Origin of the sequence: Motiliproteus coralliicola (assembly GCF_003345655.1) — a bacterium.
GTDB classification, from domain to species: Bacteria; Pseudomonadota; Gammaproteobacteria; order Pseudomonadales; family Balneatricaceae; genus Motiliproteus; species Motiliproteus coralliicola.
In genome coordinates this window covers 108,484-126,721 of record NZ_QQOH01000002.1, presented here as the reverse complement: position 1 = coordinate 126,721, position 18,238 = coordinate 108,484, and the positions used below count along the sequence as shown (strand labels likewise).

Annotated in this window: 18 protein-coding genes; all 18 read right to left on the bottom strand. The window is 57.8% G+C overall.

What is annotated here, in order from left to right:
* Nucleotides 1-114: 114 nt before the first annotated feature.
* On the bottom strand, nucleotides 115-1,251 hold the full coding sequence (gene flhB, locus DV711_RS07410; protein ID WP_114695049.1) for a flagellar biosynthesis protein FlhB: 1,137 nt from the start codon (nucleotides 1,249-1,251) through the stop codon (nucleotides 115-117).
* 268 nt (nucleotides 1,252-1,519) lie between these two features.
* The gene (gene fliR / locus DV711_RS07405) at nucleotides 1,520-2,296 is read right to left on the bottom strand and encodes a flagellar biosynthetic protein FliR (RefSeq protein WP_114695048.1); all 777 of its coding nucleotides are present in this window, start codon (nucleotides 2,294-2,296) and stop codon (nucleotides 1,520-1,522) included.
* Between the two features lie 14 nt (nucleotides 2,297-2,310).
* Nucleotides 2,311-2,580, bottom strand: coding sequence for a flagellar biosynthesis protein FliQ (gene fliQ / locus DV711_RS07400; RefSeq protein WP_114695047.1), 270 nt, complete (start codon nucleotides 2,578-2,580; stop codon nucleotides 2,311-2,313).
* 14 nt (nucleotides 2,581-2,594) lie between these two features.
* The gene (fliP, locus tag DV711_RS07395; protein ID WP_114695046.1) at nucleotides 2,595-3,383 is read right to left on the bottom strand and encodes a flagellar type III secretion system pore protein FliP; all 789 of its coding nucleotides are present in this window, start codon (nucleotides 3,381-3,383) and stop codon (nucleotides 2,595-2,597) included.
* On the bottom strand, nucleotides 3,349-3,867 hold the full coding sequence (gene fliO / locus DV711_RS07390; protein ID WP_243633761.1) for a flagellar biosynthetic protein FliO: 519 nt from the start codon (nucleotides 3,865-3,867) through the stop codon (nucleotides 3,349-3,351). Before fliO ends, fliP begins: the two co-directional genes overlap by 35 nt.
* The gene (gene fliN, locus DV711_RS07385; protein ID WP_114695045.1) at nucleotides 3,864-4,334 is read right to left on the bottom strand and encodes a flagellar motor switch protein FliN; all 471 of its coding nucleotides are present in this window, start codon (nucleotides 4,332-4,334) and stop codon (nucleotides 3,864-3,866) included. Before fliN ends, fliO begins: the two co-directional genes overlap by 4 nt.
* A 61-nt stretch (nucleotides 4,335-4,395) precedes the next feature.
* On the bottom strand, nucleotides 4,396-5,367 hold the full coding sequence (gene fliM, locus DV711_RS07380; protein ID WP_114695044.1) for a flagellar motor switch protein FliM: 972 nt from the start codon (nucleotides 5,365-5,367) through the stop codon (nucleotides 4,396-4,398).
* 11 nt (nucleotides 5,368-5,378) lie between these two features.
* Nucleotides 5,379-5,894 carry a flagellar basal body-associated FliL family protein gene (locus DV711_RS07375; protein WP_114695043.1) on the bottom strand — a complete coding sequence of 172 codons (516 nt, stop codon included), beginning with the start codon at nucleotides 5,892-5,894 and terminating at the stop codon, nucleotides 5,379-5,381.
* A gap of 108 nt (nucleotides 5,895-6,002) precedes the next feature.
* On the bottom strand, nucleotides 6,003-7,664 hold the full coding sequence (locus tag DV711_RS07370) for a flagellar hook-length control protein FliK (RefSeq protein WP_114695042.1): 1,662 nt from the start codon (nucleotides 7,662-7,664) through the stop codon (nucleotides 6,003-6,005).
* Between the two features lie 132 nt (nucleotides 7,665-7,796).
* Nucleotides 7,797-8,246, bottom strand: coding sequence for a flagellar export protein FliJ (fliJ, locus tag DV711_RS07365; RefSeq protein ID WP_114695041.1), 450 nt, complete (start codon nucleotides 8,244-8,246; stop codon nucleotides 7,797-7,799).
* Nucleotides 8,247-8,256: 10 nt separating this feature from the next.
* Nucleotides 8,257-9,654, bottom strand: a complete 1,398-nt coding sequence (fliI, locus tag DV711_RS07360; RefSeq protein WP_424398986.1) for a flagellar protein export ATPase FliI — start codon at nucleotides 9,652-9,654, stop codon at nucleotides 8,257-8,259.
* On the bottom strand, nucleotides 9,629-10,396 hold the full coding sequence (locus DV711_RS07355; protein WP_165840036.1) for a flagellar assembly protein FliH: 768 nt from the start codon (nucleotides 10,394-10,396) through the stop codon (nucleotides 9,629-9,631). Before DV711_RS07355 ends, fliI begins: the two co-directional genes overlap by 26 nt.
* Before the next feature lie 100 nt (nucleotides 10,397-10,496).
* Entirely contained in the window at nucleotides 10,497-11,501 is a 1,005-nt protein-coding gene (gene fliG, locus DV711_RS07350) for a flagellar motor switch protein FliG (RefSeq protein WP_114695038.1), read from the bottom strand.
* Nucleotides 11,494-13,149: a flagellar basal-body MS-ring/collar protein FliF gene (gene fliF, locus DV711_RS07345; RefSeq protein ID WP_114695037.1), complete on the bottom strand. Its 1,656-nt coding sequence runs from the start codon at nucleotides 13,147-13,149 to the stop codon at nucleotides 11,494-11,496. The genes fliG and fliF overlap by 8 nt, the downstream gene beginning before the upstream one ends.
* Nucleotides 13,150-13,165: 16 nt before the next feature.
* Complete coding sequence (gene fliE, locus DV711_RS07340) at nucleotides 13,166-13,483, bottom strand: flagellar hook-basal body complex protein FliE (RefSeq protein WP_481318820.1); 318 nt, start codon at nucleotides 13,481-13,483, stop codon at nucleotides 13,166-13,168.
* Nucleotides 13,484-13,772: 289 nt separating this feature from the next.
* Nucleotides 13,773-14,390, bottom strand: coding sequence for a 3'-5' exonuclease (locus DV711_RS07335; protein ID WP_114695035.1), 618 nt, complete (start codon nucleotides 14,388-14,390; stop codon nucleotides 13,773-13,775).
* 15 nt (nucleotides 14,391-14,405) lie between these two features.
* Nucleotides 14,406-16,223 (bottom strand): putative nucleotidyltransferase substrate binding domain-containing protein, encoded by a 1,818-nt coding sequence (locus DV711_RS07330; protein WP_114695034.1) that lies wholly within the window; start codon nucleotides 16,221-16,223, stop codon nucleotides 14,406-14,408.
* A 169-nt stretch (nucleotides 16,224-16,392) separates the two neighbouring features.
* A complete protein-coding gene (locus DV711_RS07325; protein ID WP_114695033.1) occupies nucleotides 16,393-18,201 on the bottom strand; it encodes a sodium:solute symporter family protein in 1,809 nt (602 codons plus the stop codon).
* Nucleotides 18,202-18,238 lie beyond the last annotated feature (37 nt).

Here is an 18,238-nt window from a genome sequence, read left to right as displayed (position 1 = left end):
TGCAAAAATCCTGCCAGCGTCACTTTTCTGACTGCAAAGGGAAACATCACTTCAAACGAAGCGCTAAATAAACAAAAGGAGAGAGCGAATACTTTCTAGGAATAGAGCGTCAGATTAATCGCGCTTCAACTCATCGGGAATGGCAAATTCTGTGGGGACAACCGGCTTGTCGGCACGGCGAGCACGATACTCGCGCAACTGGTAGACGTAGGCCAGCACCTGGGCCACCGCCACATACAGACCTTCGGGAATTTCATCTTCGAGCTGGGTACTGTAGTAGATCGCCCGCGCCAGCGGCGGTGCTGTCAGGATGGGCACTTCGTTATCGACCGCGACCTCTCGGATCTTCAACGCCAACTCATCGACCCCTTTTGCCACCAGCATCGGCGCCGACGAGCTACCACCCTCTTGGTACTTGAGCGCCACCGCATAGTGTTCCGGGTTGGTGATGACCACATCCGCCTCCGGAACCTCGCTCATCATCCGACGCTGCGCCATCTCATACTGCAACTGACGTATACGACTTTTCACCTCGGGCTTACCCTCGGTGTTCTTCATCTCGTCCTTGACCTCCTGCAGCGTCATCTTCAGCTTCTTGCGATAGTCGTATAGCTGAAACGGCACATCAACAGCAGCGATCAGGATCATCGTCGAGCACATCAATACAAAGGCCCAGCCCAACACCTCCAGACCATGACGCATCGCCGGGATAAGAGGCTCATCCCCCATCCCCAGCAGGTCCGGCTGCTGCAGCAACAGAATAACCACACAGAGCGCACCCACCACCAGGAATTTGGCCAGCGCTTTTAGCAGCTCGATCAACGCTTTCATCGAGAACATCCGCTTCAGCCCCGATAACGGATTAACTCGACTGAATTTGGGCGCTATCGCCTTTCTACTGAAATTCCAACCACCCAGGGCGATCGGGCCGACGATGGCCGCCAGTACGATGACAGCGTACAGCGCCATCATCGCCCAGGTCATCTCGATCACGGCCGAATTAAGGTTGGCAAACATAAGCTCGGTATCAAACAGGTCGCTGCGATCCAACGTCAGATTACGCCGCAGAATCCGCTCCAGACTCAGCGCAATGCCCGGACCGAACACCATCAACCCCAACGCCGCCGCCAGCAGCACCACCGTAGTAGTCAGCTCTTTGGAGCGAGCTACATCGCCCTTTTCACGGGCATCCTTGATCCGTTTGGGCGTGGGTTCTTCGGTTTTTTCCTGACCGGTTTCCTGTTCTGCCATCTAAGGGCCTGCTAAGGGTTCTTGAAACGTCTCTGTTGCTGCTGAAAAACACCAATCTAGGCGCGTTGAGCGCGGTTTAGTCGCTCTAAATAAGCGACACGCAACAACGAGTGGTGTTTTTCAGGAGCAACCCGACGGGCTGGAGCTATTCTTCCACTCCACTGCGTTATCAGTCTTTCTTGTATATTGAATACACTACAATCCTTCTGCCTTGCGGACTGAAAGAATAGCCCCCAACAGAGACCATTCAAGAACCCTTAACAGGCCCTCATCCCCCACCCAACATACGGCTAATTTCACCCAGCGCCTGGGATGCAATACGCTGGTACTGACCCAGAAAGCCCGCCAGACTGACCCAGACGATAAACAACCCGAACAGCATCGTGAACGGGAAACCAATCGCGAACACGTTCAGCTGTGGCGCCGCCTTGGTCATGATGCCGAAGGCAAAGTTGACGATCAGCAACGCGATCACCGCCGGCAACGCCATCAGCACCGCCCCGGCGAACATCCAGCTCCCGGCGGAAGCCACCTCCCAGAATACATCACGCGATACGCTCGCCCCGACCGGCATGATATGGAAGCTGGTGACGATCACTTCGATCAGCACCTGATGACCATTAAAGGCCAGAAACAGCATCATTACGATCATCAGGTACAGCTGCGACAACGCCACCACACTGACCCCGTTGACCGGGTCAGAGATCGACGCAAACCCCAGACCCATCTGGTTGGAGATCACCTGACCGACCACGATAAACAGCTGGAACAGCACCTGCACCATAAAACCCAGCACAAAACCGATGATCATCTGCTGCACAATGATTATCAGCATTTCAGGCGACAATCCTTCGATAACCGGCATCGGCGGCAGCAATGGCACCACCACCAGGGTTACGGCCAGCGCCAGCGACAGACGGACACGCACCGGCACCAACTGGGTTCCGATCAACGGCACCGCCATAAAGAAGCTGGAAATTCGGAACAACGGCCACAGAAAGCCGTTCATCATCTCGACCAGTTCCGGAATACTGATTTCGATCATGGGTCCGTGATCTGCTAGCCGATCATAATCGGGATGTTATGGAACAGGAAATTAAAGAAGCTGGTGATCTCGCTGACGATCCAGGGACCGGTCCACATAATGGTGGCCAGCGTCACGATCAGACGGGGCAGAAAGCTCAGGGTCTGTTCGTTGATCTGGGTAGCGGCCTGGAAGGTTGCGATCACCAATCCCACCACCAGGCTGGGCACCACCAGCACCGCAACGATCAGAATGATCAGAAAGAAAGCCTGTCGGTAAAGATCCAGTACCACTTCGGGAGTCATCGGCGCACCCTCAGTCAGGTTCCAAAGCTGGCGGCCAGGGTTCCGATCACCATCGCCCAACCATCCACCAACACAAACAGCATCAACTTGAACGGCAGCGAGATAATGATCGGCGACAGCATCATCATACCCATCGCCATCAATACACTGGCTACCACCATATCAATGATCAGGAATGGGATATAGATCATAAAGCCGATCTGGAACGCGGTTTTCAGCTCGCTGGTGACAAACGCGGGGACCAGAATACTCAACGGCAAGGCCTCGGGAGACTCGACCTGCTCCAGCCCGGAGATCCGCACAAACAGCTCGATATCGCTCTCTCGGGTCTGCGACAGCATAAACTCACGGAACGGTTGCGCCGCCCGCTCGATCGTCTCAAGCGCCCCAAGCTCTTCGTTCAGATAGGGCTGCACCGCCTGCGCGTTTACCTTATCGAGCACCGGCGTCATGATAAAAAAGGTCAGAAACAGCGCCAGCCCCACCAACACCTGATTCGACGGCGACTGCTGCAGACCCAGCGCCTGCCGCAGGATGGCAAACACGATCACGATCCGGGTAAACGAGGTCATCATCATGACGATGGCTGGCAGGAACGTCAGCATCGTCATCAGGATCAGAATCTGCAGCGTTACCGAGTAACTCTGGCTACCATCCTCTCCGGTCGTCACGGTCACCGCATCGATACCGCCGACCTCGGCCAACGCCAGCGTTGGCAGTAAACAAAACCCCAAACCGATCAGTAATTTTGACAACACACTCAACAACCTAACCACGCTCTCCCCCTGAAGGGCTGGCGACATCCGTTTCAGCCTGATCGGTTTGTTTACGACTTGAAGATTGCTGCTCAGCCACCGCTCGATTAAGCCACTTAGAGAAAGCAGGGGCCGGCTGAGTCTCTTCGATGACTGGCTTATCAAAGCTTTGCAGCAGACTTACCCGTCCCGGCGCCACCCCCAGCAGCAGCTGACGATCGCCCACCTGCACCAGCACCGCCCGCTCGCGGGCACCCAGCGGCAGCGTGGAGATCACTTTCATACGGGAATGAGCAAAACCACCGGCCACCCCGCTGCGTTTAACCAGCCAGGCCAGCACCACAAACAGCAGCAACACCAGCACCAGGCCAACCACCAGCTGGGCTAAAGCGGCATAATCGAAATCCTGGGTGCGAACCCCGACAATAGACGGCGCCGCCGAACTGGCAGCAATTTCAGCCAGGGAAATCGCAGGCAGCAGCGCCAGAAGCGAAGTAACGATGAAAAACAACAGAGATTGCGGACGCTTCAACGTAGCTTCCTGATCCGCTCGGTCGGACTGACCACGTCGGTCAGACGGATACCGAAGCGATCGTTAACCACCACCACCTCGCCATGAGCGATCAGCGTACCGTTCACCTTAACATCCAGCGGCTCACCGGCCATCCGATCCAGTTCAATGACCGATCCCTGGCTGAGCTGCAGCAGGTTGCGGATCGCAATCTCGGTCTCACCGACCTCCATCGACAGACTGACCGGGATATCGAGAATCACCTCCAAGTCGGGATTGTCGGACACCGCTTGTGGCACCGACTCGTCATGCAGCTCGTCCAGATTCACCGGATCGGCATCGGGATCGACCCCCTGTTCGGCCATCGCTTCGGCCCAGACATCATCGACATCACTACCGCCGCTGGCTTCCTGCTCATCCAGCGCCGCAGCCCACTCGTCAGCCATCGCTTGTTCGTCTGGATTTGACGTTTCGTTTTCGTCACTCATGCCCTGCTTCTCTCAACCAGCATCTTCTCTCAACCACCATCAGAGCGCCCGGAGGGGCGCATCAGGTATCCCGTTTGACCTGATCGACGATCTTCACCGCCAGATTATGCCGAGACCGCCCCAATCGGCAGTTAAACGTCGGCACCCCATTGGCGGTCATCACCAACTGATCGGGAATATCCACCGGGATCACATCACCGGCTTCCATCTCCAGGATATCCCGTAGCGAAATCTTTCTGGCCGCAACAGTCAGCTCCAACCCCACCTTTGCATCCATAATATCCGAGCGCAGCGCATTGACCCAGCGCTCATCTTTCTCGTCGGTATCGCTCTGCACCCCGGCATCGAGGATCTCACGGATCGGTTCCAGCATCGAATAGGGCATGGTGACATGGAAATCGCCACCACCGCCATCCAGCTCGATATGGAAGGTGCTAACCACCACCACTTCACTGGGACTGACGATATTGGCCATCGCCGGATTCACTTCGGAATTGACGTAATCAAATTCAATCTTAAGTACCGGTGCCCAGGCTTCACGCAGATCGACAAAGATCTGACTCAGCAGCATCTGCACGATACGGGTTTCGGTCGGAGTGAATTCACGACCTTCGATCTTGGCGTGCCGGCCATCACCGCCAAAGAAGTTATCCACCAGCTTAAATACCAGCTTGGCATCCATAATAAACAAGCTGGTGCCGCGTAGCGGCCGGATCTTGACCAGATTCAGACTGGTTGGTACGTAGAGGGTGTGGACATATTCGCCGAACTTGAGAATCTGCACCCCGCCGACGGACACATCGGCGCTTCGGCGCAGGATATTGAACAGCGAGATACGGGTGTAGCGGGCAAAACGCTCGTTGATCATCTCCAGGGTCGGCATCCGACCCCGGACGATACGCTCCTGGCTGGTCAGGTCGTAGGATTGGGCACTGCCCTCCTCGACCTCGTCATCGGTATCGATGTCACCGTCGTCTACGCCGTGTAACAGCGCATCGATTTCATCCTGTGACAGTAGATCCTGAACGCTCATCGATTCTGGTCCTATTGCATCACAAAATTGGTGAAGAACACCTCTTCAACACCAGGGCGGCCGATCTCTTTCTGCATCAGTTCCTGCAGCGCCCGAGTCGATTCCTTGCGCAACTGCTGCTTACCTTCGGTAGTCTGCAACACTTTGAATTCCTGCGAAGCAAACAGCGTCGATAATTGATGCACCACCAACGGCATATGCTTGTTCAGCGCATCGGCCACTTCCTGATCACGAGTCATCGCCTCGGCAAAGATCTGCAGGAAACGCTGCCGCCCGGTCTTCTCTTGGAAGGTGTTGATAAACGACGGCTTGCCGCCAAGGGTACGCAGCTTGACGTAGATCGCCTCTTTGCGGACCTCCTCGACCTGCGCTTCTGCCGGAGCCTCGTCACCGCCGAGCAGGAAAAACGCCGCCGCACCGCCACCGGCCAGCAGTACCACCGCCGCAATGATGATAATCAGCAGCTTCTTCTTACCGCCTTTGGGTGCCTCTTCGGCGCCCTCTTCCGGCGCTTTCTCGTCAGCCATAACGTCCTCTTTGCTCAGATCACCGCTGCAGACGCTGCCAGCCCTGCCGCAAAGCGACGACTATATCATAATTGACGCCCGGGTAGGCCTACCTCAAGACCTTGAAAATCAGGCGTAATAGTCAACCAGCGACAAACTCATTCGAGCCCCAGAGAGCTGCTCGTCGGCGATCGACGCCAGCTCCAGGTCGGCCGCATCGGGAGCGTCACCATCACCCCGATACTCCTGCTCGCCGGAAGCCCCCGCCTGGGGTTGATCCGACACATTCGAATCGGTCAGTTCGATACCGCTTTCCGCCAGCATCTCCCGCAGTCGGGGCATCTGCTGCTCCAACGCATCGCGCACATGGGCGTGAGGGCTGGTAAAACTCAGACTGGCCTGTTCACCCTGCAGATTCAGACGCACATTAAGACTACCCAGCTCGGGCGGATCCAGCCGCAGCTCGGCATGACCGACATTCTGACCGGCCATCCAGACAATTCGCTGCGACGCTGCGGCATTCCAGCGCTCGCCGCCGAAACGCTCACCCAACCCCAGTACGATTCCGGACTGTGAATTACCCTGATAAGCCTGTTGCAACTGAGTCAAACTGGCATTGCTGCTGGCCTGGGCCAGACTGACACTGTCACCCTGGCGCACCACTGTCGACTGCGAAGCCATCATATTTTTGAAGGCATTCTCGGCCTGAACCAGCTTCTGCCCCTGGGCCACCACCGAATCACGCAGGTCAGACCAGCGCGCCAATCCCTGATCACGCGCGCCTTCACGCTGCCCCTCACCGGAGGAGTCGCCACGCCCGGAGCGGCCATCCGGCGAGCCCTGCTCTGCCCTGACGGTAGCCGCCTGATTGGCTGCCTCTGCCGCTCTGGTCGATTCAACTGGACCACCTCTGACCGGCTCCACCCCAGCCCCCTGGGATACCGCCCGGGTCGCTGTCTCGGATGCAGCCGCGGCAACCGGAACCGCCTCCTTTACCACCTGGGACGACCCTGCCGCTACCGCCACAGGAGCTTCGTCAGCTGCCGTCGGCGCTGTCGACTTGTCGCTTGCGATGGCGCTAACGGCCTCGCCCAACGTAGCCCCTGCCTTGTCTCCCGCAGATGAGGACTCCGCCAACACCGGCTCCGATGTCTCCACCTTCTCAGCCGGCTGTTCCGACACTATCTGCGCTGGCTTCTCTACCGGATCGCCCGCCGCCGTCTCTCGCTTGGCATCAGCGCCGGAGTCGCCCTGATTGCGAAGCCGATGGGCGAGCTGCAACAGCTCATCGATCGAGCGCGCCACGTCAGCCTGCCCATTACGGTCAGCGCCCTGGCGGTCTGGATCAACAGGATCGAGCTGCCGCATTTGCTGTAGCAGCTCGGGCAAAGGCTCAACCTCTTCGCCGGACTGTCTGCGTGCATCCTGCAGCAGCATCGCCGCCTGCAGTAGCTGACGCGACTGATCGACCGGAACCGCATCAGTCTGAAGTTGCTCCAGTGCTTGCTGCAGCTGAGCGGGATCGACCGGCTCAGACAACTGAGCGGCAAAGGCTTCCAACTCCGCCAACAGCTCGGGCGGCAAGGCTTCGCCGTCCTGCGGCAAAGCAGCGCCTTCAACCCCGGGCTCCACCGGCCCCTGTTCCAGCGCTGCCTGAATCTGCTGCATCAACTGAATAAAGAGTTGCTCAAACGCATCCTGAGCCCCAGCCTGCTGGGGATCAGCGCTATTGACGCTACCCGAAGCCCCGGCCGAAATGGGTCCGGGTGCAATCATCGGCATCGAAGACATGGCTTTCTCCTGACTATCGCTGAGTAGGACACTGCAAAGAAAAGGCCAATCTGGAAATCTTATCTACACATGAGGGGAGCGAGCCTATTCAGGCTCAAGTTGAAAGGGTGGCAGATCAGCAGCTAACCCGTGCTAGCCATCGACCCGAGGGCGAGAGCGCCGACTCTGAGCCAGCTCATCGATCTGTTTCTGCAGCAGCTTCTCTTCATCACGCGCCTCCTGCTGCGCCGCCCGATCGATCAACGACTCCATCGCCCGCTCGCGACCGCTGGCCTGATGCCAAGTCTGCTTGGCACGGTCGAGCAATTGACGACAGAACTCGATCTGGCGACGCTGCTGAGCCAATGCATCCAACAAACGGTGCTTGAACGACTGCAGCCGCTGCAATTGATCGATAGCGACACCATCGCGACCGGTCTGCAACAGACTCTGCTGATAGTCGGCCAGGTATTGCTCCAACTGAACCAACTTCTGCTGCTCGGCGAGCAGCTGCTGCTGGGCCGCTCCCAGCTGCTGCTCAGCCTCCTTACGACGACGTTCCGCCAGATGCTGGACCGGTCGCAGGCGCTTCGATCGTTTCATGGCTCAACCCCTAGCCAGGCTGTGGCGGCGTCATCGCCGCGACCGGCTGCAGCTGCTGAGTTTCCGGTGCCGGAGGTGGCGTCAACACCTGTACCAACTGCTGCATGCTGTCGAGGAAACTCACGCTCTCATCCAGCCCCTGGCGTAGGAATTGACGGAAATGAGGAACCCGCTCGATGGCCCGATCGATCTCCGGATCCGAGCCCGCCACATAGGCGCCGACACTGATCAGATCACGGTTCTGCTGAAAACGGGAGTAGATCTGCTTGAGCTGCTGCGCCATCTGAAGATGCTGCGGCGCCACCACCTGGGGCATCGCCCGGCTGATCGAAGCCTCGATATCGATGGCCGGATAGTGTCCCTCTTCGGCCAACTGCCGCGACAGCACGATATGGCCGTCCAGAATCGCCCGGGCGGCGTCGGCGATCGGATCCTGCTGATCATCGCCCTCGGTCAGCACGGTATAGAAAGCGGTAATGGAGCCACTTCCCTCGGCGCCGTTACCGGCCCGCTCCACCAGCTTCGGCAATCGCGCAAACACCGACGGCGGATAACCCTTGGTCGCCGGCGGCTCCCCCACCGCCAACGCGATCTCGCGCTGGGCTTGGGCGTAGCGGGTCAACGAATCCATCAGCAGCAACACGTTCTTACCCTGATCACGGAAGTGCTCGGCGATCCGTGACGCCAACTCCGAGGCGCGCAAACGCATCAATGGCGAGTCATCGGCCGGCGACGCCACCACTACCGAGCGGGCCAACCCCTGCGGACCGAGACTGTGATCGATAAACTCTTTAACTTCTCGACCCCGCTCGCCGATCAGCCCGACCACGATGATCTCGGCCTCGGTAAAACGGGTCATCATCCCCAGCAACACCGACTTACCGACCCCGGAACCGGCGAACAATCCCAGTCGCTGCCCCCGACCGACGCTAAGCATCGCGTTGATCGCCTTGATACCGACATCGAGCGGCTGATGAATCGGCTGACGAGAGAGCGGATTGATGGTCGGACCGCTAAGTCCGACCTCGGCCTCGGCATTAAGCGGCCCACGATCATCCAACGGCTGTCCGACACCGTTCAGGATCCGCCCCAGTAGCTGCGGACCGACCGGCACCTTGCTACCGCCACTGAGCGGCCTGACCTTGGCGCCAGGGTAGAGTCCTTCGATCGGCTCCAGCGGCATCAGGAAGATACTGTCATCGCCAAAGCCCACCACCTCGGCCTCCACCGACAGCGACGGGTTGACCTCGATCCGACAATAACTGCCGATCGCACTGCGAAGCCCTTTGGCCTCCAGGGTCAGACCGACCAGCCGGGTGATCTGCCCCTGCACAGCCGGTTCCGATGGGCGCAACGGTCGCTGACTGCGTTGCTGCAGCCGCTCAACCAGCCGGATCGGCATCGTCATCACCCGCCTCGGCGGCTCCCAGCACCTGTTCGACCACCTGGCTGAAGCGGGCTTCGACACTGTAATCCAGATAGCTGCATTCGCCTCGAACCCTCAAACCGCCGGGACTCAACGCCGGATCGACCGCGACTTCCCAGTTGGCCCGCTCCTGCTCACGCACCTCAATCAGCAAGGCCTCGTCGTCGGGATGAACAAAGAAACACAGCTGCTGGGCCTGCTGCGGCAACGCATCGAGCGATTCGGCAATCGCCTGACGCAGCAATTCCGGTCGAGTCTTGAGCTCGCGCCGCACCACCGCCTCGGCGGTATCGACCACCAACCGCATCAATGCCTGATCCAGCCCTTCGAGCTGAGCCTCCATCGGCTTCTGCAGCTCAGCAATGGCCGACGCCAGCCGGCCCTTGAGGGCGCTTATCTCCGCTTCGGCCTGTTGATAGGCGGCCTGATAGCCTTCGCTGCGACCGCTCTCCAACCCTTCGGCATGGCCTTGCTGGCGCCCTTGCGCCAACCCTTCGGCCAGCCCATCCTGACGCGCCTGCTCGCGCAGCTTTTCCATCTCCGCAACGGTCAGCGGCGCCGAACTGATCGGACGATCGGGCGGAGGTGCGGCCGGATCGGCCTGCTTATCGGTAAACGGCGAACGCACCACATGCTGGCCACCAACCCGGGGGAAATCCCAGGTTTTCAAGGCTCTCAACTCGGCGGCGGGGATCCGCCCGGTGCTGGTCTTCTTGTTAGTCACGCCCACCTCAGGCAGGAAGGTTTTATCAAAGACGCCCATCCAGACGGACGGGGTACTGCTGTCATACTGACTATAGCGCCATTGGCGACTGACAACCGCGTTAGATCATCTCTTCGCCGCCGCCGCCCAGCATGATCTCGCCCTCGTCCGCCAGACGACGGGCCACGGTAAGAATCTCTTTCTGGGCATTCTCGACGTCACTGAGCTTGACCGGCGGCGAAGCCTCGAGATCGTCACGCAGCAGCTCGGCGGCACGCTTGGACATATTCTTGAAGATCTTCTCCTGCAACGCGGTATCGGCGCCCTTCAACGCCACCACCAGAATATCGGTGGAGATCTCACGCATGATGGTCTGGATCGCACGATCATCGACATCGGCCAGGTTGGCGAACACGAACATCAGGTCCTGAATCTCATCACTCAGGTCTTCGTCGACCTCGCGAATCGCTTCCATCACCGTAGCCTCGGTGGAGGTATCGAGGAAGTTCATAATATCGGCCACCACTTTGACGCCACCCATATCGGTGGTCTTGGTGGATCCGGCGCCGGTAAACTGGCGCTCGAGAATATCGTTCAACTCCTTCAGCGCCGCCGGCTGAACCGATTCCAGCGCCGAGATTCGCATCAGGATATCGATCCGCACCTTGTCTTCGAAATAGGTCATCACCTGGGCGGCCTGATCCGGGTCCAGATAGGACACCACGATCGCCTGGATCTGCGGATGCTCATAGCGGATCACATCGGCCACCTGGCGCGCTTCCATCCACTTCAAGGTGTCCAGACCGCGGGTGTTGCCACCCTCCAGAATACGGTCGATCAGACTGCCGGCCTTATCCGCCCCCAACGCCTGGGTCAGCACGGTACGGATATAGTCATCCGAGCCCACCCCTAAACCGGTCTGGTTGCCGACCGTATTGAGGAAGTCGCTCATCACCACCTCAACCTGGTCCTGCTGCACATTGGCCAGCTCCGCCATCGCGGTACCGATGCGCTGCACTTCCTTAGGGCCCATATGCTTGAGCACTTCGGCAGCATCGGCCTCACCAAGGCTCATCATCAGGATTGCGGCCCGCTCGACCGGATTCAGGGTTTTGTTATCACTCATCGGTGGCCAACCACTGCTTGACGACGTTAGCTACACGACCGGGATCTTCCGCCACCAGGGTACGAACCGCATCGATCTGACGCTCATAACTATCATTAGGCCCCGGCAGCAGCGCCTCACCGCTGACCTCATCCGCCTCGCCGATATCGCCTTCGATCCCCTCCAGCTCGCCACCGATCGCTTCACCGGCAACCGGTGCCGCCGCTGCCGTCGACAGGTTCTTCAGGATCGGACGCAATACGCCGAACACGATCAACAGTACAAACAGTGCGCCACCAACCTTCTTGGCAATATCCCAGAACCAGGGCTGCTCCCACATCGGCACTTCAGGTAGCGCCTCGACCGGATCCGGAGACGCGAACGGAGTATTGATCACATTGACACTGTCGCCACGAGCGGCGGAGTAGCCAACCGCATCACGCACCAGCAACGTCAAGCGCTTCAGGTCATTCTCATTCCAGGGCTTACGCTCGGTCACCGCCCCGTCCGCATTACGCTCGACCAGATCATCGACCGCCACCGCTACGGTCAGGCGCCGGACCCGACCCTGCTGGTGACGGGTATAGCTGATGGTACGATCCAGCTCATAGTTCCGGGTCGACTGGCTGCGAGAACTGTCTCCGCCGGCGCCCACGCCACCAAAGCCACCCTCAACTGCGCCAGTCTCCGGCACCGCCGCCGCTCCCGGCGGCTGGTTGGACAATGCGCCAGGCACCCCGGTTGCACCCAAAGCACCACCACGGCTCTCATTCAGCAGCTGCTCGGATCGCAACGAGGGCAGATCTGGGTTGTAGAGTTCGTCGGTCTGCTCCACCGCGGTAAAGTCCACATCGGCGGACACCTCGGCCCGGAACCGTCCCAGCCCCACCACCGGTTCAAGAATTCCGCGCACCCGCGTTGCCAGGCGTTCTTCCACCTTGCGCACATATTCCAGCTGCTTGGCGGCCATACCGACCTCTTCGTCGGCATCCTGGCTATTGAGCAAGCGCCCCTTCTGGTCCACCACGGTTACATCACGGGTATCGAGCGACGGAATACTGGAGGCGACCAGATTGGCAATCGAAGCCACCTGGATCTTGCCCAGTTCGCGACCGGAGAACAGCTCGACAAACACCGACGCGGTGGGCTTACGACTATCACGGACAAACACTGACTGTTTCGGCAGCGCCAGGTGAACCCGGGCACTCTTGACCGCCAGCAGACTGGAAATGGTCCGAGCTAACTCCCCTTCCAGACCGCGACGGAAGCGGGTCGTCTCCATAAACTGGCTGGTTCCCAGCGCCTGCTCCTGGTCGAGCAGTTCAAAGCCGACGTTGCTACGCCCACTGAGCCCCTGGGCCGCCAGTTTTAAGCGGGCCTGATGTATTTTGTCTGCCGCCACCAGCAGCGCGCCGCTGCCGCCGTCGATCTTGTAGGGGATCTGACTCTGGACCAGCGTATCGATAATTTCGTTGGCATCGAGGGTATTCAAGTCGTTGAGCAACGGACGGTACTCCGGCTCCTGCGACCAGAGCACCACCGCAAAGCCGATCGCCACACTGGCAGCCAAGCCCACCATCAGACCGATCTGGCGGAAGATACCCAGGCGGTTAAAGCCCTCTACCGCACCAAATCCACCCGCTGTTGCTGGAACACCCTCTGTAGCCACTTACCCGAACCCTCAATCAGATTGGCATCTTGGAGATATCTTCGTAGGCCGAAACCAGACGGTTACGGACCTGGGTCATCGCCTGAAACGAGACACTGGCTTTCTGCAGCCCGATCATCACCTGCGGCAGATCAACGCTGGGATCACCCTTCTCGTAGGCAGTCACCAGCTTAGAGGAGGCGCTCTGGGTCTCATTAACGCTGTCGATGGCGCGCTTGAGCAGATTACCAAAGCTACCCGGCTCGATCTTCGACGCCGGATCAACACCCGCGGCAGCGCCCGGCGCCTCAACAGGCTGCACACCCTGTTGCGCCTGCGTTTTTAACGCCCGCATCTGAGCCAGAACATTTTGAATATCTGCGCGTTCCGCTTTCACCACTCTTCCCCTGGTCAGGCGCCCTGCCCGAGCGACAAAAAACCATCATCGACAATTATTTGACGACTAATAATTGGCGACCTTACCACAAACGTCATAAATACCGCAGCCAAACTGACAAATAAATGACACTAATTATGAAAACCCACTGCCGACATACCTAAAAATGCAAATAACGCGCCAAATAGTCAGCCAGCACAAAAAAAGGGCCACAACAGGGCCCTTATTTGCACCGAAAGGAAATCGCTTAAAGCTTGGGCGCCTCCCCGAACTTCAACCGCACATACATCAACGCCACGGTAATGGCATCGCCCAGCGCCGTGTGTCGCTCCAGCATCGGCAGGTTGAGCTTATTGGCAATGGTGTCGAAGCGCAGATCCACATCACCGCCGATCGACTTCCATTTAACGATGTCGTGATAGACATGGGACAGCTCGATAGCCTTGTTCGGCAAACCGAAGCCGTAACGAGGACGCAAAAACTTATCCAGCATGTTGATATCGAAATTGACGTAATAGCCGAGAATCGGGCGATTACCAACAAAGTCGAGCACCTGCTCCAGCGCCTCTTCGATCTCAACCCCTTCGCTCAGATCCATCGCTCGGATCTTGTGAATCACGATGGAGTCACCGGTCAGGCTCTTGGGCGGCTTGAGCTTGATATCGAGCCGCTCGCTGGTCTTGACTCGGCGCCCCTTGATCCGCACCGCCCCGATAGAGAGGATCTCGGCCTCCTTGACATCCAGACTGGTGGTTTCGCAGTCAAGGGAAACCACCTCGTCGCCTTCATAGGGCTCAAATAGATGGCCGTAGGGACCATCCCGGTGCTGTTTTCGCTCTTTGTAGACTTTGAACTTCCGCAACACGCTAGTGCACCTCCTTTAGCGATCCAGATGGAATCGCATCGACAGATGTTTCTTAAATTCTTTTACCACCTTCAAGGCCTCACGCAACAGGTCCTTGTCAAGCCTGTCCAGGCGGTCAGGGATGATCAGGTTAGGCGATTCGTTGAAGTCCTCATTATCCATCCGCAGCAACTGTTGCTGCAGACGGATCTGGACGAAGATCGACAGCGCCTCAACCAGATCATTACCCTGCTGCTTTTTCAATGCCCCCGCTTCGATCAGTGCATCGATCCGTTTAAAGGTATTGGTTTCCAAGATCCGATGCTGAAGCGCCAACGTTCTGACACCATGCACGATCGGGAACACCCCGCCCTTCTTGATATCGATACCACTGTCTTTGCTCTTGATGCCGCCAAAGAAGGTCAGCGGGGTATCAAACTCCAATGAAGCCTTGACGAAGTGGGAGAAGAACACCTCGTTATTATGCATCTGGCGCAGGAACCAGTTACGCGCCGCTTTGAACAGCGCCGGGTTACCGGCCACCGGCTTGGCATCGACGGCGATCGCCAGATTCATCAACGCATCGCCCTCGGCCTTATTGGCCCAGTGATTGAGCCGCTGACTCCAATCCCCCAGATGCTGCACCCAATAGGGGTTGGAGACCATGATATTACCGGGACACTCGGGATAGCCGAATTCGATCAGGGTATCGGTAAAGGTCTGCAGCACCTTTTCCCGGTCCGGCCAATCCAGCCCATCGCGCATGATCACACCGTTATCCTGGTCGGTCTTCATGATCTGCTCGCCACGGCCCTCGCTACCCATTACCACCAGACAGACATGGGGCAGGATATCCTCGGGAACTAGCAGCGTGAACAACTTGGCCATGACCCGCTCATTCATCGCCGCCACCAGATCCATCGCAAAGCGCGCTTTGACGCCATGGGAGACCAGCGACCGAATCAGGTCGTTCAGGCCATGGGCCGCCCGGGATAGATCCTCAATGGTAGCCGCGCGCTGAATCCGCAATCCGATCACATGGGAGTGGCTGGAGAAATAACTGAGCACATCGGTCAGTTCGATCACCCCCATCAACTTGGTGTCGTCCATCACCACAACCCGTTCGATATGCTGCAGCGTCATCAACGTCAATGCGTTAAACAGGTAATCCCCCGCCTCGACGGTGATCAATCGGTAGCTGGCGATATCCGCCACCGGAGTCGACAGCGGTACCTCCTTCAGCACCGCGGCATTGAGCAGATCGGTTCCGGTCACGATACCGTAGCGCCCACCACGCTTTACCAACACCGAGTCGGCGTGCTTTTCGCGCATCAACGCAGTGGTCTCCTTGATCGTGGTCTCTTCCAGCACGATCAACGGATCACGCATCACCTCGCCATCGACCTGGGCGAGCATGAATTCCGCCATCCCCTGCTCTTCGCCCTGCTGCTCGTGGATCTCGGTTTTGGCAGCCAGCGTACGACTGAAGTAATCACCGAAGCGCGGATTGCTGTAAACCAGCTCCAGCAACAGCTTGGTGGGCAGGATGTGAGCGATGGTCTCCTCTTCGGCCACGAAGTTGTGGATCGCCTTGCCTTTCAAGGCCGACCAGGCACCAAAATAATCCTCATCACCGTAATGAACGAAGACGTGCTCATCCTCGCCTTCCTTAGACTCACTCTCACGCACCTTGCCCTTGAGAATGATGAACAACCCTTCCGGCGCTTCACCGGCGGTAATCAGGTTCTCTCCCTGCTGGTAGTAACCGATGTCCAGATTGTTTTGTAGCAATGCCAGCTCGTTCGGCTCCAACAGGCTGAACGGCAAATTCTCTGCATTAAATTCCTGTGCCATCTATTTCATCCCTCTACAAGCTCGGTCAAGAGCACTTGGCAAGAATACCATCGACCCAGCCCTCTACTGTTTCATACTGGGCGTAGAACCCCAAATGTAAAAAAGGCGCACCAGTAACCGTACCGGTGCGCCTTGCTTTCACTCAGTGACTAAGTCACCGGCAACTCGATCAGTGCGCGTGGGCCTCACCAGCACCGCGGGGGATACGGATATCCTCAACGATGTGCTGAATCTCTTCAGGCGGAGGCGGAGTCATCGAGGAAACGATGAACGCAGTGATGAAGTTCAGGATCATACCGACGGTACCGAAGCCTTCAGGGGAGATACCCATGAACAGCTCGTCTTTGGTACCACCCATGAACTTGAAGTAGATGATGTAAGCCATGGTAGTACTGATACCAACGATCATACCGGCTACCGCACCTTCTTTGTTCATGCGCTTGGAGAAGATACCCATGATGATGACAGGGAAGAACGAGGAGGCGGCCAGGCCGAAGGCCAGCGCGACCACGATCGCTACGAACCCTGGAGGGTTGATACCGAAGTAACCGGCAACACAGATCGCAACGATGGCAGCCAGACGGGCGTACATCAGCTCCTGCTTGTCAGAGATATTCGGGTTAATGGTCTTCTTCATCAAGTCATGCGAGATCGCTGTAGAGATTACCAGCAGCAGACCGGCCGCAGTCGACAGTGCCGCAGCAACAGCACCGGCAGCAACCAGCGCGATTACCCAGCCCGGCAGCTGTGCGATTTCCGGGTTGGCCAGTACCATGATGTCACGGTCTACGTAGACTTCGTTGGCGTACTGAGCATCACCCACGGCTTTCGGCTCGCTAACCAGGTTGGTAACAACCCGTGAACCGTCAGCGTTACGGTTTTCGCCGTCAAACGCCGGCTTACCTTTACCGGTGAACGCCTTACCTGCAGCGTACTGAACCTTGCCGTCACCGTTGTAGTCGTTCCAACCGATCAGACCAGCAGTCTCCCAGTTTTTGAACCACTCAGGCATCTCGGTGTAGGCAGTACCGTTACCGTCAGCACCGTTTACGGTCTTGATCAGGTTGTACTTACCGAAGGCAGCAACACCCGGAACCGCGGTGTACAGGATCGCGATGAACATCAGCGCCCAACCTGCGGAAGAACGAGCATCCTTAACACGCGGTACGGTGAAGAAACGTACGATTACGTGCGGCAGACCCGCAGTACCACACATCAGTGCAGCGGTCAGGAAGAACATATCCAGGGTGGACTTGTTACCCGAGGTATATTCCTTGAAGCCCAGATCGGTCGACAGTTGGTCAACGGTCGCCAGGATCGATTGGCCGCTATCCAGGGTAGCACCCAGGCCGGTTTGCGGCAGGATGTGACCAGTGATCTGGAAGGAAAGGAACAGAGCCGGGATGGTGAAGGCCAGGATCAGTACACAGTACTGAGCAACCTGGGTGTAGGTGATACCCTTCATACCGCCGAGAACGGCGTAGAAGAATACGATCGCCATACCAAGAACAACACCAGTATTGATGTCAACGTGCAGGAAGCGCGAGAACACGATACCAACACCACGCATCTGACCTGCAACGTAGGTGAAGGAGATGATGATGGTACAGATTACCGCGATAACACGGGCGAAGTTGGAGTAGTAACGATCACCAACGAAGTCCGGCACAGTGAACTTACCAAACTTACGCAGGTAAGGAGCCAGAAGCATCGCCAGCATTACGTAACCGCCGGTCCAGCCCATCAGGTAGGCTGCGCCGTCACGGCCGATGAACGAGATAATACCCGCCAGTGAGATGAATGATGCAGCGGACATCCAGTCAGCCGCGGTCGCCATACCGTTAGCAATCGGCGGTACACCACCACCGGCAACGTAGAACTCTTTGGTGGATCCGGCTTTCGCCCAGATCGCAATGCCGATATAGAGTGCGAAAGACGCCCCTATAAAGACAAAGTTGAGGATATCTTGAGTACCCATAAAATAGCCGTCCTATTTAATTTTTTATTATTTTGAG